21 protein-coding genes are annotated in these 20,480 nt (G+C 62.9%); 12 read left to right on the top strand and 9 right to left on the bottom strand.

Features of this window, described 5'->3' with window-relative positions:
* Positions 1-25 precede the first annotated feature (25 nt).
* Entirely contained in the window at positions 26-1,207 is a 1,182-nt protein-coding gene (locus tag AC0L14_RS06560; protein WP_473748966.1) for an HlyD family secretion protein, read from the top strand.
* Between the two features lie 82 nt (positions 1,208-1,289).
* Positions 1,290-2,822 carry a DHA2 family efflux MFS transporter permease subunit gene (locus AC0L14_RS06555; protein ID WP_473749050.1) on the top strand — a complete coding sequence of 511 codons (1,533 nt, stop codon included), beginning with the start codon at positions 1,290-1,292 and terminating at the stop codon, positions 2,820-2,822.
* 144 nt (positions 2,823-2,966) lie between these two features.
* Here the strand turns inward: AC0L14_RS06555 and msrB are convergent, their stop codons facing one another.
* The 4 genes from msrB to AC0L14_RS06535 form a co-directional block, all read right to left on the bottom strand.
* Positions 2,967-3,467, bottom strand: coding sequence for a peptide-methionine (R)-S-oxide reductase MsrB (msrB, locus tag AC0L14_RS06550; protein ID WP_095494149.1), 501 nt, complete (start codon positions 3,465-3,467; stop codon positions 2,967-2,969).
* A gap of 216 nt (positions 3,468-3,683) precedes the next feature.
* Entirely contained in the window at positions 3,684-4,241 is a 558-nt protein-coding gene (locus tag AC0L14_RS06545; protein ID WP_473638864.1) for a fasciclin domain-containing protein, read from the bottom strand.
* A 219-nt stretch (positions 4,242-4,460) separates the two neighbouring features.
* Positions 4,461-5,159 carry an anti-sigma factor gene (locus AC0L14_RS06540; RefSeq protein WP_473488460.1) on the bottom strand — a complete coding sequence of 233 codons (699 nt, stop codon included), beginning with the start codon at positions 5,157-5,159 and terminating at the stop codon, positions 4,461-4,463.
* Positions 5,156-5,695, bottom strand: a complete 540-nt coding sequence (locus tag AC0L14_RS06535; protein WP_473488433.1) for a sigma-70 family RNA polymerase sigma factor — start codon at positions 5,693-5,695, stop codon at positions 5,156-5,158. Before AC0L14_RS06535 ends, AC0L14_RS06540 begins: the two co-directional genes overlap by 4 nt.
* Positions 5,696-5,878: 183 nt before the next feature.
* On the opposite strand from AC0L14_RS06535, the gene AC0L14_RS06530 reads away from it, so the two are divergent.
* Positions 5,879-7,375 (top strand): amidase, encoded by a 1,497-nt coding sequence (locus AC0L14_RS06530; RefSeq protein WP_473748965.1) that lies wholly within the window; start codon positions 5,879-5,881, stop codon positions 7,373-7,375.
* Between the two features lie 100 nt (positions 7,376-7,475).
* A complete protein-coding gene (gene argB, locus AC0L14_RS06525) occupies positions 7,476-8,369 on the top strand; it encodes an acetylglutamate kinase (protein ID WP_095494100.1) in 894 nt (297 codons plus the stop codon).
* 34 nt (positions 8,370-8,403) lie between these two features.
* Here the strand turns inward: argB and bchE are convergent, their stop codons facing one another.
* Together bchE and AC0L14_RS06515 are read right to left on the bottom strand one after the other, a co-directional pair.
* The gene (gene bchE / locus AC0L14_RS06520; RefSeq protein WP_473748964.1) at positions 8,404-9,951 is read right to left on the bottom strand and encodes a magnesium-protoporphyrin IX monomethyl ester anaerobic oxidative cyclase; all 1,548 of its coding nucleotides are present in this window, start codon (positions 9,949-9,951) and stop codon (positions 8,404-8,406) included.
* A 119-nt stretch (positions 9,952-10,070) separates the two neighbouring features.
* Positions 10,071-10,547, bottom strand: coding sequence for an Lrp/AsnC family transcriptional regulator (locus AC0L14_RS06515; RefSeq protein ID WP_029347288.1), 477 nt, complete (start codon positions 10,545-10,547; stop codon positions 10,071-10,073).
* Between the two features lie 135 nt (positions 10,548-10,682).
* On the opposite strand from AC0L14_RS06515, the gene phhA reads away from it, so the two are divergent.
* The gene (phhA, locus tag AC0L14_RS06510; protein ID WP_473748963.1) at positions 10,683-11,519 is read left to right on the top strand and encodes a phenylalanine 4-monooxygenase; all 837 of its coding nucleotides are present in this window, start codon (positions 10,683-10,685) and stop codon (positions 11,517-11,519) included.
* A 247-nt stretch (positions 11,520-11,766) separates the two neighbouring features.
* On the opposite strand, the gene AC0L14_RS06505 is transcribed toward phhA, so the two are convergent.
* Complete coding sequence (locus tag AC0L14_RS06505) at positions 11,767-12,528, bottom strand: GGDEF domain-containing protein (protein WP_473748962.1); 762 nt, start codon at positions 12,526-12,528, stop codon at positions 11,767-11,769.
* A gap of 161 nt (positions 12,529-12,689) precedes the next feature.
* On the opposite strand from AC0L14_RS06505, the gene AC0L14_RS06500 reads away from it, so the two are divergent.
* Positions 12,690-13,397, top strand: a complete 708-nt coding sequence (locus AC0L14_RS06500) for a pyrimidine 5'-nucleotidase (protein WP_473748961.1) — start codon at positions 12,690-12,692, stop codon at positions 13,395-13,397.
* A 40-nt stretch (positions 13,398-13,437) separates the two neighbouring features.
* Here AC0L14_RS06500 and AC0L14_RS06495 read toward each other — a convergent pair whose 3' ends face one another.
* On the bottom strand, positions 13,438-14,277 hold the full coding sequence (locus AC0L14_RS06495; RefSeq protein WP_082982714.1) for an LOG family protein: 840 nt from the start codon (positions 14,275-14,277) through the stop codon (positions 13,438-13,440).
* Positions 14,278-14,436: 159 nt separating this feature from the next.
* Between AC0L14_RS06495 and dapD the strand changes: the two genes are divergently transcribed.
* The 6 genes from dapD (at position 14,437) to AC0L14_RS06465 (ending at position 19,715) form a co-directional block, all read left to right on the top strand.
* Positions 14,437-15,291, top strand: coding sequence for a 2,3,4,5-tetrahydropyridine-2,6-dicarboxylate N-succinyltransferase (gene dapD, locus AC0L14_RS06490; protein WP_473748960.1), 855 nt, complete (start codon positions 14,437-14,439; stop codon positions 15,289-15,291).
* A complete protein-coding gene (locus AC0L14_RS06485) occupies positions 15,288-15,689 on the top strand; it encodes a DUF805 domain-containing protein (RefSeq protein WP_473748959.1) in 402 nt (133 codons plus the stop codon). The genes dapD and AC0L14_RS06485 overlap by 4 nt, the downstream gene beginning before the upstream one ends.
* 21 nt (positions 15,690-15,710) lie before the next feature.
* Complete coding sequence (locus AC0L14_RS06480) at positions 15,711-16,433, top strand: hypothetical protein (RefSeq protein WP_473748958.1); 723 nt, start codon at positions 15,711-15,713, stop codon at positions 16,431-16,433.
* Positions 16,434-16,517: 84 nt separating this feature from the next.
* Entirely contained in the window at positions 16,518-17,687 is a 1,170-nt protein-coding gene (locus AC0L14_RS06475; RefSeq protein ID WP_473748957.1) for a diguanylate cyclase domain-containing protein, read from the top strand.
* A gap of 232 nt (positions 17,688-17,919) precedes the next feature.
* Positions 17,920-19,119: a succinyl-diaminopimelate desuccinylase gene (dapE, locus tag AC0L14_RS06470; protein ID WP_473748956.1), complete on the top strand. Its 1,200-nt coding sequence runs from the start codon at positions 17,920-17,922 to the stop codon at positions 19,117-19,119.
* A gap of 2 nt (positions 19,120-19,121) precedes the next feature.
* The gene (locus AC0L14_RS06465; RefSeq protein WP_123146160.1) at positions 19,122-19,715 is read left to right on the top strand and encodes a transporter; all 594 of its coding nucleotides are present in this window, start codon (positions 19,122-19,124) and stop codon (positions 19,713-19,715) included.
* Here AC0L14_RS06465 and truA read toward each other — a convergent pair.
* The gene (truA, locus tag AC0L14_RS06460; protein ID WP_473748955.1) at positions 19,712-20,467 is read right to left on the bottom strand and encodes a tRNA pseudouridine(38-40) synthase TruA; all 756 of its coding nucleotides are present in this window, start codon (positions 20,465-20,467) and stop codon (positions 19,712-19,714) included. The genes AC0L14_RS06465 and truA overlap by 4 nt on opposite strands.
* Positions 20,468-20,480: the final 13 nt, after the last annotated feature.

Genomic DNA, 20,480 nt, shown 5'->3' with positions numbered 1-20,480 from the left:
CAGAGAGAATGCCAAGAGAGATCCCATGTCCTCGAACGCGACCCCCACCGCCGAAGTCCGTCCATTCCCCAACGCCAAGGTTGCGCCAGCAATCGAAGCGCCGAACCCACCGACTGAGCCCGCAATAAGGCCTCCGGCCGAGGCGCCGGCGAAAAAGAAGCGTTCGGCACGCTCCTTTCTGTTGCCGATCATCGCGCTTGGCTTGCTGGGCGCAGGCGCCTGGTATGGCTACGATTACTGGACCGACGGGCGCTTCATGATCTCAACCGACGACGCCTATGTCCAGGCAGACATGGCGTTCATCTCGCCGAAAATTTCCGGCTATGTCGATCAGGTCAAGGTGACCGAGAACCAGCAGGTCAAGGCCGGCGACCCGTTGCTGGTCGTCGACAATGGCGACTATAAAATAGCGGTCGCCCAGGCCGAGGCGCAGATCGCCACCTTGAGCAAAACGCTCGACCGCATCGACGCCCAGACCGAGGCGGCGCGCGCATCGCTTGAGCAGGCGCAGGCGCAGAAGACCGCAGACCAGGCCGCCGCCGCCAATGCGACGCGTGTTCAAGCGCGCGCCGCCCAATTGCTCAAGACACATGTCGGCACCCAGGCTCAACTGGATGATGCCCAGACCGCGGTCGAGCAGGCCAATGCCGCCCTTGTAGGCGCCGACGCCCAGATCGCGGCGGCTGAGGCCAATATCGGCGTGCTCCAGGCGCAGCGCGCGGAGACGGCAAGCACGCTGGCGTCGCTGCAGCTGGCCCGGGACAAGGCCGCGCGGGACCTGTCCTTCACCGTGCTGCGCGCGCCCTATGACGGTGTCGTCGGCAACCGCTCGGTCGAGCAAGGCGACCTGATCAGCCCCGGACAGAAGCTCGCCGTCATCGTGCCGATGGACAAGCTCTACATCGTCGCCAATTTCAAGGAGACCCAGCTTGCCCGCCTGGTGCCTGGCGAAAAGGTCAGGATTTCGGTCGACGCGATCGACGGCCAGGATTTCGAAGGCACCGTCTCGTCGCTGGCGCCGGCATCCGGCGCGGTGTTCTCGCTGCTGCCGCCGGAAAACGCCACTGGCAATTTCACCAAGGTCGTGCAGCGCGTCCCGGTTCGCATCGACGTGCCGGCGGCTGTGCTGAAGACAGGCAAGCTGCGCGCCGGCCTCAGCGTCGTCGTCGCCGTCGACAGCCGCACCGCACCGGCCGCGTCGAACTAAGCGGCCGCTTGGGAGCAATGCCGTGGCAACCGCAACCTTGACAGCAGGATCGCCGCCGGCGAGGCCGGCTACGCCTGATACCATTCCCACACGCCGCATCATCGCCTTCCTGGCGATGGTGTTCGGGATGTTCATGGCGATCCTCGACATCCAGATCGTCTCAGCCTCGCTGGCCGAGATCCAGGCGGGTTTGAGCGCCAGTTCCGACGAAATCCCGTGGGTGCAGACCGCCTATCTGATCGCCGAAGTCATCATGATCCCGCTGTCCGGTTTTCTCAGCCGGATGCTGTCGACGCGCGTGCTGTTCACCGTCTCCGCGGCTGGCTTCACCGCGGCCAGCGCGCTGGCGGCGACCGCCACCAACATCGACCAGATGATTGTCTACCGCGCCATCCAGGGCTTCATCGGCGGCGGCATGATTCCAAGCGTCTTCGCTGCCGCCTTCACCATCTTCCCGCCGTCGCGTCGCGCCATGGTGTCGCCGATGATCGGCCTGGTGGCGACGCTGGCGCCGACCATCGGCCCGACCGTCGGCGGCTACATCAGCCATGCCACGTCCTGGCACTGGCTGTTCCTGATCAATGTGGTGCCCGGCATCCTGGTGACCGCCGCGGCGTGGTCGCTGATCGACTTCGACAAGCCCAATCTCAGCCTGTTCCGCAAGTTCGACTGGTGGGGCCTTGCCGGCATGGCGGCCTTCCTCGGCTCGCTGGAATATGTGCTCGAGGAAGGTCCCAACAACGACTGGCTTCAGGACCAGGCCGTGTTCGTCTGCGCCATCCTGATGACGGCCGGCGCGGTGCTGTTCTTCTGGCGCGCCTTCACCGCAGAGGAGCCGATCGTCGACCTGAAAGCCTTCGCCAATGTCAACTTCGCTTTCGGCTCGCTGTTCTCGTTCGTCATCGGCATCGGCCTCTACGGCCTGACCTATCTCTATCCGGTGTACCTCGGGCGTATCCGCGGCTACGATTCCCTGATGATCGGCGAGGCGCTGTTCGTCAGCGGGCTGGCGATGTTCGCGACCGCGCCGATTTCCGGCATCCTGTCGCGCAAGATGGATCCGCGGCTGATGATGATGATCGGCTTCTTCGGCTTCGCAGCCGGCACCTGGCGCATGACCTATCTGACCGCCGACTGGGATTTCTGGGAGCTTTTGGTGCCGCAGATCCTGCGCGGCGCCTCGATGATGCTGTGCATGGTGCCGATCAACAACATTGCGCTGGGAACGCTGCCGCCTGACCGGCTGAAGAATGCATCCGGCCTGTTCAACCTCACCCGCAATCTCGGCGGCGCTGTCGGCCTTGCCGTCATCAACACCGTGCTGATCGATCGCAACGCCTTCCACTACGCAAGGCTGGCCGAGCATGTGCAATGGGGCAGTGCCGAGGCGCAGACCAAGCTGCAGAACATGACGCTCGACTTCCAGCAGAATGCCGGCCTGGACGCGTCCAAGGCGGCGATCTCCAAACTGTCTGCTATGGTCCAGCAGCAGGCTTCGCTGCTGTCCTTCATGGACGTGTTCTATCTCTTGACGGCGCTGTTCGCCACGCTGGCGATCTTCACCATGGTCATCCGCAAACCGGCAGAACCGGCGGGCGGAGGTGGCGGACACTGATAGCGCAACTTTGCGCGTCCAAAGGACGCGCGGCGCTCTAATGCATGTCGCGCAAAAGTGCACAGCGGTTTTGCGATAACGACATGCATAAGACAACAGCCTAAAGCGCGTCGCGTGAGGCCGGTCAAACGCGAGCGCTTTAGGTCAGGCGGTGGCCGGCTTGAAGGTCAAGGCGACGCCGTTGATGCAATGACGCAAGCCGGTCGGCGGCGGGCCGTCGTCGAAGACATGCCCGAGATGACCGCCGCAGCGGCGGCAATGCACCTCGGTACGGGTCATGCCGAGGGACCTGTCCACGGTCATGCCGACGGCGTTGGGAATCTCCTGCCAGAAGCTCGGCCAGCCGGTGCCGGAATCGAACTTCGTCTCGGAGGAATAGAGCGGCAGGTCGCAGCCGGCGCAGGCGAAGATGCCCTTGCGGTGTTCGTTGAGCAGCGGGCTGGTGCCGGGATATTCGGTGCCTTCCTTGCGCAGCACATTGAAAGCCGCATCGGACAGGATGGCGCGCCACTCGGCCTCGGTCTTGGTGACCTCGAAGGTTTCGGTCGCGTGTGCGTCCTGCGGCCGGCCCATGCGCAGCGCTGCTGCCGTGCCTGCCAACAATGCCACAGCGGCACCGCTCCAAAGAAAATCGCGCCGGATCATCACCATTCCTCCTCTGTCCCTTTGCCAAATTCGGCCGTCACATGGAAATCAAAAGCTGGTGACGGCCAGCTCCCGACAACGGGCACTCCGCACCTGCCCCACGCCTACAGCGGACGGCGCGGAGTGTACGGTTGCCGATTGCGCGGGTCACGCAAGCGGAACCCGCGCACTCGGCATCGTGCCTCAGCCATATCTTCGCTGGCGACGACCCCTTCGTTACATCTTCGGCAGGAGAACCTTGTCGATGACGTGGATGACGCCGTTCGACTGCTCGACATCGGCGACCGTCACATTGGCGACATTGCCGTTCTCGTCGGTCGCGGTGACCTTGCCGTCGTCGGCCTTGAGCGTCAGCTCGCAGCCGCCAACCGTCTTGACCTTGTGCGCGCCACCATCGTCCATGGCCATCTTGGCGACGTCGGCGGCCATCGCCTTGGCACCGATGACGTGGCAGGTCAGGATCTTGACCAGCTTGTCCTTGTTTTCGGGCTTGAGCAGCGTGTCGACGGTGCCGGCCGGAAGTGCTGCAAAGGCCTCGTTGGTCGGCGCGAACACGGTGAAGGGACCGGCACTTTGCAGCGTGTCGACGAGACCGCCGGCCTTGACGGCCGCGACCAGCGTCGTGTGATCCTTCGAATTGACGGCGTTCTCGACGATGTTCTTGGTGGCATACATGGCGGCGCCGCCGACCATCGGATTTTCGGCATAGGCCGCGGTGGCGAGCGCGGAGACGGCGACCGTTCCGGCAAGCAAAAGGGTGGCGAACTTACGCATTATTTCTATCTCCTCAGTTTATTTCTTCCCCTCTTTTGGGGCGCAAGGAGATACGGGGGATAAATGCCCGAGTTTCGCCCGTTCAGGAGAAAATTTTATTTTTTATAACGGCGAGCATGATTTTCAGGGCAGGACCCTTACAGCCTGCATGCTTCCAAGCTAACGTCACCACAGGCGATAGATTTAAAATCTTCTCGAAAAGTCGGCAGACAGAGGCGATCAGATGCTCTTCAGATCGCCCGCAGCGACCACAGGGCCGGTCGGCTGGCCGGTCGGCGAACCGCCGGCCGGTTCAAGGCTGACCGCAAGAACGGCGCCCTGCGCAAGTTTTTCCTGCACGGCCGGGGAGATGGTCATACGCGCGGTCTGACCGGCCGGGATGACGCCCATCGAGACCGGCGCGTTCTTGCCCTCGATCATCCACAGCTCGAAATCCTTGCCGGCGGCGCGCTCGCCGGAGACGTGCGACAAGCCAACCTCGCGATGGGCGGCGTCATAGACGGCAAGGTATTTGACGTCGCTGCCGTCGGCAGCCAGCGAGGCGATGAGCCGCGGCTGCTCGACCGGCGGATTGAAGTACGGCACGGCGACATAGATCGCCAGCGCCGCGACAGCAGCGGCGGCAAGGCCGCGCCAGAAGGCAAGGCTCGACCACAGACCGGCGCGAGGCCCTGCAACGAACAGCCGGCGATCCAATGCCTCCTTGACCCTGATCGGGGGCTCTGTCTCCGGATAGGCGGCGGCCATCGGCGAAAGATGCGCCTCCCAGGCATCGACAAGGCGCGCGAAAGCGGCGTCCGCGTCGATGCGGCGTGACGCGATCTCGCGTTCGTCCGCGTCAAGCACGCCAAGAGCGTATTCGGCGGCGAACAGGTCGTCGCCCCCAGGTTCCGGTCCGCTATCCTCTGCCGGCGTCATCTTTCCAGACACTCTCTGAGCTTCAACAGGCTGCGCCGCAGCCAGGTCCGCATCGTGTTCAGCGGCACGCCATGGCGTGCGGCCAGTTCGGCATAGCTTTCGCCGTCCAGATAGGCGCCCCGGACGGCCGCCGCCCGGTCCTTTTCCAATTCATCGAGACAACGATAGATGCGCTCGGATTCACCGCCCGCAACAGCCGCAGCCTCCGGTCCCGGCGCCGGATCGGCCACGTCCAGCGCGGCATCGATGTAGGCGGCAGGCTCTCGCCGCGCCCTTATCCGGTCGATCGCATGATTGCGCGCAATGGCCACCAGCCAGGAAATCGGGCTTAGATCCGAGACGGCGAAACGATCCGCCTTCGTCCATATCTTGACGAAGACCTCTTGCAGCGCCTCTTCTGCCTCTCCCCGGTCCTTCAATACACGAAGGCAGACGCCAAAAAGTTTCGCGCTGGTCTGCCGGTAGAGCAGATCGAACGCAGCCCGGTCCTTCATCGAAGTCCGGACAATCAGATTGCTGATATCCTGCGGCGTCATCGGCTGTCAAATTAGGCGATTGCAATCTATTTGCAACGGCGGAAGCGTTCTGGGCAGCGAGAGCGTCGTGAACTTCGATTGCCAAGAAAAGAGCCGATTTTGTTTGAGCATCGGATTTTCTCAAAACCGGTTTCCACTTTTGGGTCCAATGCTCTAGCTTGCCAATATTTGGGGGAAGCAAGAATGTCCGTCGAACAGGCCTTGTGGGAACATGACGCAATCGGCCTGGCCGGCCTGGTGCGCAAGGGAGAAATCTCGCCGCAGGAGCTCATCGATGCGGCGATCGCGCGGGCCGAGGCCACTCGCCCGGACATCAATGCCATCGCCGAGCCGCTTTACGAGGCGGCGCGGACGCGGGCGAAAACCATCGACCGCAAGCTGCCACTGGCCGGTGTGCCCTTTGCCCTGAAGGATCTCGGCATCGCCATGAAAGGCGTGCCGACGCACGGCGGCAGCCGCATTCCGGCTTTCGTTGCCGATTTCGACTCGGTGATGACCGAACGCCATCTGGCCGCCGGCCTTGTCCCGATCGCCACCAGCACCTCGCCCGAACATGGGCTGAGGCTGATGACCGAATCCACCGCTTTCGGCATCACCCGCAATCCGTGGAATACGGCCCATACCAGCGGCGGCTCGTCCGGGGGTGCGGCGGCGCTGGTCGCGGCCGGCGTCGTGCCGGTGGCACATGCTTCGGATGGCGGTGGCTCGATCCGTGTTCCCGCCGCCTGCACCGGGCTGGTCGGGCTGAAAACCTCGCGCGGCCGTGTGCCGCTGTCGCCGCTCGTCACCGAAAGCTGGTACGGTCTGGTCGTCGACCACGCCGTTGCCCGCTCGGTCCGGGATTCGGCCTTGCTGCTCGACCTGACGCATGGACCCGATCCGCTGTCACCCTATGCGGCGCCGCCGCCGAGGGGAACTTTTGCCGCAGCAGCAGTGCGCGACCCCGGCAAGCTGAAACTGGCCGTCTATCGGAAATCGCCGCTCGGCCTGCCGATATCGGCCGAGACGCTGACGGCGCTGGACACGGCTGTGGCATTGGCGCGCGAAGGCGGCCACACGATCGAGGAGATCGATCTGTCCTATATCGGCCGCGACTTCATCGCCGACTTCGCCAGGACGGTGGCTGCGGCAGTCGCCGGCGCGATGCGCATTGAAGTCTTGCGCGTCGGCCGCTCCGTTTCGGGCGACGTCGAGCGCGCCACGCGTCTGATGAGCCGCTTCGGCGAGATCGTCTCGGCCGGCGAGATCTACGCCGGCCTGCAGCGGCTGCACGCCACGTCGCGCCGCCTGATCACCGAGACCGCGCCGTACGATGCCGTGCTGATGCCTGTTATCGCCCATCCGCCGCTCGCCTGCGGCGCCATGGACCCGAAGGGCGCCGATGCGTTCATAGAGGACGTGCTCGACAGGCTGCGGCTTGCCCGTCTGCTGAAATTCAAGCCGCTGTTCGGCCAGTTGATGGACAAGAGCCTATGGTTCACCCACTGGCCGGCGATCCAGAACGTCAGCGGCCAGCCGTCGATCGCGCTGCCTGTCCATGTCACCGATGCCGGCCTGCCGCTCGGCATCCAGGCCGCCGGCCGACCCGGCGACGAGGAGACCTTGTTGTCCTTCGCCGCGCAAATGGAAAAGATTTCGGGATGGCAGGAGCGGCGGGCGCCGCTGCAGTTGCCGGCATAAAAGCGGGCCGATTTCACCTGATGTGACAGCAAAGCCGTTTGCCCCCTGCTCCAATTCCCGCTAAGACGCCGCCGTTCATGCCAAGCTGGGAACCATGCCGATGACGGACCTCGCCGCCACCGCCGAAATGCAGGCCGCTCTGCTTTCGAGGGCGCTGCCCTATATGCAGCGCTACGAAAACAAGACGGTCGTGGTGAAATATGGCGGCCATGCCATGGGCGACATTGCACTCGGCAAGGCCTTCGCCCGCGACATCGCGCTGCTGAAACAATCCGGCGTCAACCCGATCGTCGTCCATGGCGGCGGGCCGCAGATCGGCGCCATGCTGAGCAAGATGGGCATCGAATCGAAGTTCGAGGGCGGCCTGCGCGTCACCGACCAGAAGACGGTCGAGATCGTCGAGATGGTGCTGGCCGGCTCGATCAACAAGGAGATCGTCGCGCTGATCAATGCCGAGGGCGAATGGGCGATCGGCCTGTGCGGCAAGGACGGCAATATGGTTTTCGCCGAAAAGGCGCGCAAGACCATGATCGACCCGGACTCCAATATCGAGCGCGTGCTCGATCTCGGCTTCGTCGGCGAGCCGATCGAGGTCGACCGCACGCTGCTCGACCTTCTGGCGCGGTCCGAAATGATCCCGGTGCTGGCGCCGGTGGCGCCGGGCCGCGACGGCCACACCTACAACATCAATGCCGACACCTTCGCCGGCGCGATTGCCGGTGCCTGCCAGGCGACACGCCTTCTGTTCCTCACCGACGTGCCCGGCGTGCTCGACAAGAACAAGAAGCTCATCGATGAGCTGACCGTGGCCGAGGCCAAGGCCTTGATCAAGGACGGCACGGTGTCGGGCGGCATGATCCCCAAGGTCGAGACCTGCATCGAGGCGATCGAGCGCGGCGTCGAGGGCGTCGTCATCCTCAACGGCAAGACGCCGCATTCCGTGCTGCTCGAACTGTTTACCGAACACGGCGCCGGCACGCTGATCGTGCCTTGAGCGCAGGCTGACAGCTTGCCGGGCATTGTTGGGCTCAGGCGCTCGGCGAAATCCCGATGGCGGGTTCGGCAGGCTTGCGGACCTGATGTACGAACGTCATCGATTGCTCTTCCTCGTCCTGCGGTGCACCCCAGAACGCGGCCAGCGTCGGCCCGTCCTCAAGACGGCGATCCCGCGCGAGAAAGCCCCAGACTTCACGGAACCAGACGCGGCGGCCGATTTTCGTATACCAGCGCATCGAATGCCGTTGCTCTGGATCCTTGTGGAACAGGATGCGCGCCAGGGCCTTGGGCCGGGACTGCACCGCCAGTTCGATCAGTTTGACGCTGAAGAACAGCATCCACGGCTTGAGCCGGGTCATCTGCAGCACCTGATGCTTGTAGTCCCACAGGCGGGCGTCCAACTGGACCACCTTGCGGTCTCTGGCGATCCGGAAGAACGGCGTCCAGCGGTGCGGCGTGACATAGAGCGCCTGGATCTGATCCGGGTCATAAGCGATGAGCTGGCGAAAACCGCGCCAGAGATCGCGAAAACGCTCGTCCTCGAAACCGGCCACCCAGGTCGCCATCGACAGGATGCCATTGAGGCGCAGCAGCCGGATCGCCTCGCGGTCGGATGAAGTGCTGCCGCCCTTGCGGATCAACGCAAGCGTCTGCTCGTCGGTGTTTTCCATGCCCAGCAGCCAACGGATGACCCCTGCCTTGCGGTAGAGATACAGGCTGTCGGCATCGCGAACGATGTCGTCGGCGCGGGTTGAGCCGACGATCAGCACCGGCACGTTCTGCGCAATCATCGCATCGAGAAAGGCGCGCCAGGCTTTTTTGGACGAGGTCGGGTTCTCGTCGGCAAGGTTGATCAGCTCGACGCCGTGCTCGCGGTGCAGCCAGGCGATCTCCTGCGCGAATTTCACGGGGTCGCGATGCCGCCATCGCGTCCAGAAGCCGCGCTGGCCGCAATAGTTGCACAGATGCGGGCAGCCTCGGGAAAACTGCATGACCACCGCGCGCTTGCCGCCCCAATAACTGTAACGACTGACATCGATCAGGTCCCAGCCGACGCGGTATTCATCAAGGTCGGCGATGGTGCCTGCCGGCTTGGTGGCAAAGGGACGGCGCAAATCGTCGCGAAAGGCGATGCCCGCCACGTCAGACAGCGGCCGGCGCCTGTCCAGCGCCTCGACCAGGGCTACGATGGTCGCCTCGCCTTCGCCGCGCACGATGAAGTCGAAGACATCCGTTTCGGCAAGGATGTCGCGCCAGTGATAGGTCGGGAACACACCGCCATAGATCACCATCGTCGCCGGGCCGCGGTGCTTGACCATTCGTGCAATCTCCAAGGCTGTCGGGTGCGCCGAGGTCGAACCGGAATGGCCGATCAGAATGCAATCGGGATGATCGCTCAACGCATCTTGCACAGCCGCGGCAAGCGGCATCGGTCCGAACTCGGCATCGACGAGCCGCACGTCATGGCCGGCGTCGATCAGGGGGCCGCCCAGTGCCAGCAGGCCGAGCGGCGGCAAATGGTCGTCGGGCACGCGGCTGCCGATTGCGGTATGCGGCGGATTGATCAGGACGATTTTCATGAAGGACCTTTTGCGATGGCGGTCCGGTCATCCTGGTCGGCGATCTGGGCCTGCAGCTGGCCCGGTTCAGCAGTTTCCGTGCAGCTTTTCCGCAGAAATGCAGACGGCGAGATATAGACTCATCGCCTGAGGTGCCCAAGCGGTACGTGGCCCGGCCCCTTGATGTTCTGCAGCACGAGCTGCGTGTGGACATCGCGCACGCCGTCGAGCCGCATCAGCCGGTGCATGACAAAGGCGTTGAGCTCATCGACCGACGGCACCATCACATGCAGCAGGAAATCGTAGTCGCCGGTCATCGTCCAGCAGGACGACACCTCGTCCATGCGCTGCACGGCGGCGATGAAGGTTTCGGGCGAACCGTCGCTGTGGGTTACCAAGCGCACCTGAATGAACACTTCGACCATCAGGCCGATGGCGCGGCGGCTGAGCACAGCGGCAAAGCCCTTGATGATGCCGGCGCTCTGAAGAGCCTCGAAGCGGCGCGCGCATGGCGTCGTCGAAAGGCCGATCTCCTGGGCCAGTTCGGACACCGGCTTGCGCCCATCACGCTGCAAGATATCGAGCATCTTGATCTCAAAATCGTCAAACTGAGGCACTTTCACTCTCCTGCAGCTTTTCTGTGGTGGCTTTTACCTCAAATCGCCTGTTCGGGCCATCATCAAAGCGGATTTGCCTCACCGGACCCGGCTAAACTTTTATAATGTTAATCGTGATTTCCAGGGAGAACAGCCATGACGATGAGCGTTGCCGATTACGCCCGCGAATGCGCGGCACAAGGCCTTCGCGGCGACTATTCGGTCTGCCGTGCCGATTTCACCGTTGAGCAGAGCTACAACTACACTGCTGACGAGCAGGCGGTGTGGCGTACACTGTGCGACCGCCAGACGAAGCTGACTAAAAAGTTGGCACACCGGTCCTATCTCGACGGCGTCGCCACGCTGGGTCTGCTCGACAAGATTCCGGATTTCGGTGTCGTCAGCGAAAAGCTGCGCAAGCTTACCGGTTGGGAAATCGTCGCCGTGCCGGGCCTCATTCCCGCGCCAGCCTTCTTCGTCCACCTCGCCAACCGCCGCTTCCCGGTGACCAACTGGCTGCGGACGAAACAAGAGCTCGACTACATCGTCGAGCCGGATATGTTCCACGACTTCTTCGGCCATGTGCCGGCGCTGACGCAGCCGGTCTTTGCCGATTTCATGCAGATGTATGGCGAGAAGGCCGAGCATCTGATCGCGCTCGGCGGCGACGAGATGATCAGCCGCCTCTACTGGTACACTGTCGAATACGGGCTGATACAGGAAGCAGGCCAACCGCTGAAGGCTTTCGGCGCCGGGCTGATGTCGTCCTTTGCGGAACTTCAATTCGCGATTGAAAGCAATGACGCGCACCATGTCCCCTTCGATCTGGAAACAGTGATGCGCACCAGCTACGAGATCGACAAGTTCCAGCGCGCCTATTTCGTGTTGCCGTCCTTCGACGTTTTGCGCGATGCCTTCCAAAACGTCGCCGAAATGGCAGCGATCATCGGACGCCACAAGGGCAAGCCGCCGCTCGACCCGGCGAAACTTTAGATGCTGGGCAGGCTCGGACGCTCCAGCCGATCGGCGCCGGCGTTATTGGTGGCGCACTGTGGCCACGATCCCTCGGCAGGCCGGCTGAGCCGGCCTTCTACACGCCGATCACCTTGCCGAGGTGGTCGCCCAGCCGGCAGGCCAATGCCAATTCCGTGCCAAGACCTAGCTGCACACTTTGCTTAAGCCGTGTAAGCGGCCCGGCTGCGCCCAAACAGCGTTAGGATTTCTCAATGAGCGGGACCGCTCAGGCCGCTTCGGAAATGTCCCTGTCCAGGATGGCCAGATTGCGGCCGCGATGCTTGGCCTGGTAAAGGCGGTGGTCGGCGGCACGCATTAGATCCGATACGCCGGCATCCTCGCCGCAGGTGACACCGCCGATGCTGACGGTGAGGGGTATGACCCGCTCATCGACGGGACGGAAGCGGATCAGCTCGACTTCACCGCGAATGCGTTCGGCGACGCGTTTGGCTTCCTGTTCGGTGGCGCCGACCAGAAACGCACCGAATTCCTCGCCGCCGATGCGGCCGATCACGTCGCCGCTGCGCACGCCGCGCTCGATCGCGCTTGCAATGAGGAGCAACGCCTCGTCGCCGGTCAGATGGCCGTAGCTGTCATTGATGATCTTGAAGTGGTCGGCATCGATGATCAGCAACGCACCGCGATCGGATTTACGCCGGGAGGCCTCGAGCGCTGCAAAGAAGCTCTCGCGGTTGAGCATGCCGGTCATGTCGTCGCGGCTCGCCTTTTCCGACAGGCGCCGATGCGCTGCGGCGAGCTGTGCATGAGCGCGGGCGAGGTCGCGATGGGCGCTTTTCAACCTCTCACCCTGCCAGAAGGTGTAGGCGCTAGCGGTCCAGGCAAGCGCGAGCGGGCAGACCGTGGATGTCAGCCAGATCGTGCGGTTGAACGGGAAGCCGATTGCCGGGACGATGATCAGCGTCAACAAAAGCGAGACCGCGACGGAGGCGAAAGCGACGGCGGCAGACTTCAGAAATATGCGGCTCATCGCTGGTTCCCCCTGAACCGTCTCTGTGCCAGCAAGCCCTGAATGCCACGTTTCGGCGATGCCTAAAATTTGAATCATGGCGCCATTTTCGCCATTCGCAACGCGCATAAGTTGTGGATAAAGCCTCTGCCAAAAGCATTGTTTCGTGCCATAAGGATTGCATGACCACGCTTCCGGATCCCGCCCGCTTTGCCCATGTCACCGACTGGGTGTTCGACCTCGACAACACGCTCTATCCGCATCATTCGAACCTGTTCTCGCAGATCGACGTGAAGATGACCGCCTATGTCGGAGAACTGCTGACGCTGCCACGCGACGATGCACGCAGGCTGCAGAAGGAACTCTACCGGGAATACGGCACGACGCTGAACGGTCTGATGGCGCGCCACGGCATCGATCCCGACGATTTTCTCGAGAAGGTCCATGATATCGACTATTCCTGGCTGGTTCCCGATCCCGTTCTCGGCACCGCCATCCGCCAGCTTCCCGGCCGCAAGTTCATCTTCACCAATGGCGACCGCAGGCATGCCGAACGCACCGCGCGCCAGCTCGGCATCCTTGACCATTTCGACGACATCTTCGATATCGTCGCTGCCGGGCTGAACCCCAAGCCGGCGCGCCGAACCTACGAGAAGTTTGCGGAACTCCACGCCGTCACCGGCCACAATGCGGTGATGTTCGAGGATCTGGCCCGCAACCTGTCCGTGCCGAAATCGCTGGGCATGACCACGGTGCTGGTCGTGCCGCGCAACTTCGAGCCGACCTTCTCGGAGATCTGGGAACGTGACCCGGCCAACGAGGACGATGTGGATTTCGTCACCGACGACCTTGCCGAATTCCTCACCGCGATCGTCGACGTCACCGCTTGAGGCAGTTGCTTCGTGCAGCCGGATCGATACAGCCCGCCGCCTAAAGCTTGTAGAAGCGGCTGATGATCCCCCAGGCCTCGTCGGCGGTGTCGACGAAATCGATGATGTCCTGGTCGCCGGGGGTGATCGTGCCTTGCTCGGCGAGGAAATCGAGGTCGATCGCCCTTTTCCAGAACGCCTTGCCGAACAGGATCACCGGCACGCGCTCCATGCGGCCGGTCTGGATCAGGGTCAGCGTCTCGAAGAATTCGTCCATCGTGCCGAAGCCGCCCGGAAACACCGCGACAGCCTTGGCGCGCATGACAAAGTGCATCTTGCGGACAGCGAAATAGTGGAAGTTGAAACAGAGCTCCGGCGTCACATAGGCATTCGGCGCCTGCTCGTGCGGCAACACGATGTTGAGGCCGATCGACGGTGCGCCGACATCGTCGGCGCCGCGATTGCCGGCTTCCATGACGCCGGGTCCGCCGCCTGTCACCACGACAAATTCGCGATAATAAGAGGTGGCCGACTGCTGCGAGCAGAGGCGGGCGAATTTTCGCGCTTCCTCGTAATATTTACTGTTTTTCTCAAGGTTCTTCTTCTGCGTCTCGTTTTTGGCTGCCCAGGCTTCACCGTCCGGCTCGGGGATGCGCGCCCCGCCGAACAGGATGACGGTCGAGCGGATGCCGCGCTCGGCCAGGATCATCTCCGGCTTCAACAGTTCGAGCTGCAGTCTGACCGCGCGCAATTCGCGCCGCGTCATGAAGTCGGGATCGTTCCAGGCCAGCCGGTAGGTCTCGGCACGCGTCTGCGGCGTGTCCGGCACGCTTTTCGACCGCTCCAGATCCTCGTCCGAATGCGGCAGCGGTGTCCACCCCGCCTTTTCCATAGGAGTCATATTACCTACCCGTCCAATTATTCACTTGCCCAATTATTCACTGGCGCCGTCCCGTGACGCAGCCGCGATTGACCCTCACCAAGCCTTCACATAGGGTCCGGCGACTTTCAAAACAGGTTAGGGTGCGGCCCCTTAACAGCTTGGTAATGGAGCGAATTCATGTCGAAGCCCGATCTGGCGAGTCTCGAAAACACCGTCGAAGAAGCCTTCGAGGAACGCGAGACGATTTCGACGGCAACCCGCGGCGCGACGCGCGACGCCATCCAGTCGGCGCTCGATCTGCTCGATCGGGGTATCGCCCGCGTTGCCGAGCGGCAGGCCGACGGCAAATGGCATGTCAACCAGTGGCTGAAGAAAGCGGTGCTGCTGTCGTTCCGGCTCAACCCGATGGAGATCGTCAAGGGTGGTCCCGGCCAGGCCGTGTGGTGGGACAAGGTGCCGTCGAAATTCGACGGCTGGAGCGCCATCGATTTCGAGAAGGCAGGTTTCCGCGCCGTGCCGTCGTCGATCGTGCGGCGCTCCGCCTATGTCGCGTCAGGTGCCGTGCTGATGCCGTCCTTCGTCAATGTCGGCGCCTACGTCGACAGCGGCACCATGGTCGACACATGGGCCTCGGTCGGCTCCTGCGCCCAGATCGGCAAGAATGTGCATCTGTCGGGCGGCGTCGGCATCGGCGGCGTGCTGGAGCCGATGCAGGCCGGCCCCACCATCATCGAGGATAATTGCTTCATCGGCGCACGCTCCGAGGTGGTCGAAGGCTGCATCGTGCGCGAGGGCTCGGTGCTCGGCATGGGCGTCTTCATCGGTCAGTCGACCAAGATCGTCGACCGCGCCACCGGTGAGGTCTTCTACGGCGAAGTGCCGGCCAATTCCGTCGTCGTCGCCGGCTCGATGCCCGGCAAGCCGTTGCCCAATGGCGAGCCCGGTCCGAGCCTCTACTGCGCCGTCATCGTCAAGCGCGTCGATGCCAGGACCCGCTCCAAAACCTCGATCAACGAACTGCTTCGCGATTGATCCTTCGCAAAAACGGACGCACCCGCTTGCTCGACAGACCTCGATTTCTATGGCTTTTCTTCAGCCTTTCCGGGCGAGTGAACCCAAGTGCCTACGTTTTGGCCGGTCTTTTGCCGCTCCTGGTTCAGCTTTTCCTGCTCTACCAGTTCTCGCGAACGCCGCTAGGCACTGCCGCAAGTCAGTACTGGGCGCTCGCCTGGTGGATCGCCGTGGTTGTCTCGACATGGTCGACGTTTGCGCTAACGGCGAAGCGGTTCCATGATTTCGGCAAGCCTACCTACTACGCATTGATCTCTCTCATCGTCGGCGCCATTCTCCTAATTATTTTGGCCTTCTTCAAAAGCGATCCCGGACCCAATCGCTACGGCAAACGCACCAATGCGCCGGCCGAATCCTGAGCGCCGGTCGGGTATCTAGCCATGCGCTACCGCACGCTTGATTCGAAACTGATCATCGAAACTGCCGAGCGACTGGAAAAACGCGTCTCCGAGCGTTTTCCCGATGCAGGCTTGCGTGGCGTCGCCATCGAACTCGTGTCGCTGTCGCGTGATCTGGCCAAGGCGGCGAAGGCGCTGGAAGCGCCGATCTGGTGGCTGCGCGGCGTCGTCATCGCCGCCATTGCCGCCGGCGCGCTGACGTTCCTGTTCGTCGGCACCATCCTGCCGCTCGGCCGTATCTCGGGCACCCACGATGCCATCCAGTCGGTGCAAGGCATCGAATCCCTGATCAACATGATCATCCTCGCGATGCTCGGCTTCCTGGCCCTGATCCGAACCGAGGAGCGCATCAAGCGCAAGCAGGTGTTTCGTAAGCTTCACGGCTTGCGATCGCTGATCCATGTCATCGACATGCATCAGCTGACCAAAGATCCGGCAGCGCTTTCAACCGATTTCAAGCCGACATCGCATTCACCGGCACGCATAACCGACCGTGCCGATCTCGCCCGCTACCTCGACTATTGCTCCGAAATGCTGTCGATCACCGGCAAGATCGCCGCGCTGTTCGCCCAGTCGGTCATCGACAATGTGGTCGTCGATGGTGTCAACGACATCGAAACCCTGAGCTCCAACCTGTCGCGGAAGATCTGGCAAAAGATCACCCTGATCGACGGTTCGTTGCGGTCGGCTCGTCCAGGTACCTAAGCTAATCTTAATCACCTTGGTCCAGCATGCCCGTGGAGACTGTGTCGCCCGGCACGGAGCGCTCGACTGGCACACGACGAACCCTTGGCCAACCCGAAAACGCGCGGAAAGCGAAGTGCCGGCGCGCGGCTGTTCGCCTGGTTTTCTTCGCCGATGAGAGCGGAACCGGAAGCTGTCCGTGCGCGGCTTCTCGATACCGCCTTCGACCGCAAATTCGCTGTCCTGTTCGGCACCATCAGCGTCCTGGTGCTGGCAGTCAGCGCCGCGGTCGTCACTGGCGACCGGTGGCCTTACGCCTGGATCGCGGCCGACCTCATCCTGTTTGCCGTCCGCTTCCTGCTGATGCGGGAATGTGAGCGGGCCCGCAAGCGTGGGGGAACGGGGCCGCTGGCAGGCCTCATGGCCGCCGGGGGCCCGTGGTCGGTGATTTTCGGCCTCGGCTGCTATGGCTGCGTCGTCAGCGGGCATATGGCGCTCGCCGTTTTGGCTGCCCTGAATGTCGCAGGCGTCGTCGGCGTGGTGTCGTCGCGCAACGCAGCGACTCCGCGCTACGCCATATTCGTTATGCTGGCCGTAGGCCTGCCTTTCCTGGTTGGCGCGCTGTTTTCTCCGGCGCCCGGAATGTCTATCGTCGGATTTCAAGTGCCGTTTTATGTGGCCGGCGTCACCATCGTGTTGCTTCAAAATCATGCGATCAACGCCCGCATGATCCGCGCCGAACTGGACAATCGCGATCTGGCGATCAAGGACGCCCTGACCGGCCTGCCGAACCGCATCTTCCTCCAGGAGAAACTGCGCGGCATGTGCAGCGAGCTTGCGGCGCCGGCCGCAAACGGCGGCAGGCAGTTTGCCGTGCTCAGCATGGATCTCGACGGCTTCAAACACGTCAATGACCGCTTCGGCCACGCGGTCGGCGACATGCTGCTGCGCAAGGTGGCCGAACGATTGAAACGCGCTTTCCGAGCGGGGGATGTGGTCTTTCGCATCGGCGGTGACGAATTCGTCATCCTGCTACCCGACACATCCGAGATTGAAGCCACCTACCTGGCAAAGCGGGCCATTGAGAAGATTTCGGTGCCGTTCGACCTTGGCGTGGGCACCGCAATACCCATCGGGTTGAGCATTGGAAGCGCCTTTGCGCCTGCCGACGGCGGCGAGCCGGAACTCCTCCTCACCTGTTCCGATCACGCGCTCTACGAAGCCAAGCGCACCGGCAAGGGCCGTTACTGGGCGCATGTGCGGGCCGCGAACTGACGATCCTAGTGATCATTGGGCCTTTTGTCGCCTCCGTCCATCCAATATCCAGCCTAAAAGCGCGTTGCGTCTGAAGCGATTCGTGCGACGCGCTTTAAGCCCGAGCGCATGCTTTTGGGCGACATGCGTTCGGCCTTCGACTATACGCCATGAGAACCATAATGTCGGCGGGATGGCTGGCCCTTATGTCTGGCCGTGACAGGCCTTGCGCTTTCGACTATCGCTTTTGCCCATGACGTTGCCGACCGATCCTGCTGGAAATCTCGCCGCCCTCATCCGCTGCCCCTCGGTGACGCCCATTGAGGGCGGGGCACTGAGCACACTGGAAACAATGTTGAAACCACTCGGCTTTTCCGTCGAGCGGCCGGTATTTTCCGAGGACGGCACACCCGATATCGAAAATCTCTATGCACGGCGCTCCGGCAACGGTGCGCACCTGATGTTCGCCGGGCATACCGACGTGGTGCCGGTCGGCGACGAGGCCTCATGGACGCATCCGCCTTTCGCCGCCGAGATCGCCAAAGGCGAGATGTTCGGCCGCGGTGCCGTCGACATGAAGGGCGGCATCGCCTGCTTTATCGCCGCGGTGGCGCGCCATCTCGGTTCGAAAGGCGGCCTGAAAGGCTCGGTCTCGCTGCTGATCACCGGCGACGAAGAAGGGCCGGCCATCAACGGCACGATAAAGCTGCTCGAATGGGCGGCCGCCAAGGGCGAGAAATGGGACGCGTCTATCGTCGGCGAGCCGACCAATCCCGACACGTTGGGCGATATGATCAAGATCGGCCGGCGCGGCTCTTTGTCCGGCAGCATCATCGTCAACGGCCGCCAGGGCCACGCTGCCTACCCGCAGCTTGCCGACAATCCGGTGCGTGGGCTGATGACGCTGGTCGACGCCTTGCTGCACCCCGTCTTCGATAGCGGCACCAAGGACTTCCAGCCGACCAATCTGGAGGTGACCTCGATCGACGTCGGCAATCCAGCCACCAATGTCATTCCGGCAAAGGCAACCGCCACCTTCAACATCCGCTTCAACGACACATGGACCGCCGAGACCATCCAGGCAGAAATCCACAACCGTCTCGATAAGGCGGCGAAGCGCAAGAAATACCGGGCCGGCAAGACGACCCTAGTCGATTACGAACTTGTCTGGCGCGACCGGCCGAGTCACGTCTTCCTCACCCGAGACGACCGGCTGATCGAAGCGCTCAGCGGTTCGGTCAAGGCGGTGATCGGCAGGAAGCCGGCGCTTTCCACCTCCGGCGGCACCTCCGACGCGCGCTTCATCAAGGACTATTGTCCGGTGGTCGAGTTCGGGCTGGTCGGCAAGACCATGCACATGGTCGATGAACGCGTCGCGCTTGCCGACCTCGAGACGCTGACGCAGATCTATCAGCGTTTTATCGAAGATTGGTTCGAGCGAGGCATACCGTAATCATGCTTTCGTCAGATGAAACCTATGCTTCGCTGACCGGCGCCTGGCGACTGATGCTCGGCAAGGCCGACGGGCTGCGCCAGCTCGACCTTTCGGCCGACGGTTTCTGGAATTCCTTCTTCGCCATCATCGTCGCGGCACCGGCGCTGATCGTCGGCTGGGTCGGCCTTGCCAACGAGATCGGCGATCCGAATGCATTCGCGGGGCGCTTCAGCATGCTGATCCGTCTGGCGACGGTCGACATCGGCGCCTGGGTGTTGCCGCTCGTTGGCCTTGCCCTGGTCGCGCCGCGCGCCGGCATTGGCGGACGCTTTGTCCACTATGTCGTCGCCAGCAACTGGGCGTCGGCGATCATCGCCTGGCTGATGCTGCCAGCGGCGTTGATCAGGCTTTTCCTGCCGTCCACCAACGAGTTCGCCGTACTGGCGTCGCTGCTTTTGTTTGCGTTGTCGATGATCCTGACCTGGCGGATGACAAACGTCGCCATCGGCAGGGGCGCGGCTGTCGGCACCGCCGTCTTCGCCGGCATGTTCGTGGCGTCGCTGGTCATTCTGTTCGGCCTGCAGGCGTTGCTCGGCATCGGTGCGCCGAATTAGTCGACTTTCGGATAATCTACCCCAACGAGAAAAAGGCCGTCGGGCGGCGCCACCTGGCCACAGGCTGCACGGTCGCGCGCGCCGAGCGCCGCCTTCAGGTCGGCAATTGTCCAGCCGCCTTCGCCGACGCGCTTCAGCGAACCGACCATCGAGCGCACCTGATTGTGCAGGAACGAGCGCGCCGAGGCTCGCACTTCGATCACGTCCCCCAGCCGACTGACATCCAGCCGATCGAGCGTCCGCACCGGGTTGTCGGCCTGACATTGGGTCGAGCGGAACGTGGTGAAATCATGCCGCCCCAGCAGCACCTTTGCCGCCTTGTGCATGGCCTCGGCGTCGAGCCGCTTCGGCACCCACCAGATCTTGCCCTTGTCGAGTGCCGCCGGCGCGCGCCGGTTGACGATGCGGTAGAGATAGTGGCGGCCGATCGCCGAGAAACGCGCATCGAAGCTATCAGGCACGACGGCCGCCTTGAGGACGGCGATGCGCGCCTTGGCCGTTTGCAGGTGGGCATTGACGGCATCGCGCACCTTGTCATCAGGCCATGCCTTGACGAGATCGACATGCGCCACCTGACCGGTCGCATGGACGCCGGCATCGGTGCGGCCGGCGCCGCGCAGCGAGACCCGTTCGCCGCAGAATTTCTCGATCGCCTGTTCGATCGCCTGCTGCACCGAAGGTTGGTCTGCCTGGCGCTGCCAGCCGGCATAGAGGCTGCCGTCATATTCGATGTCGAGGCGAAAACGCGGCATTCCTAAGCAGGAT

The organism is Mesorhizobium sp. WSM4841 (assembly GCF_055811515.1).
The sequence above is the reverse complement of the archived record's forward strand: the minus strand, read 5'-3'. Positions and strand labels throughout refer to the sequence as shown.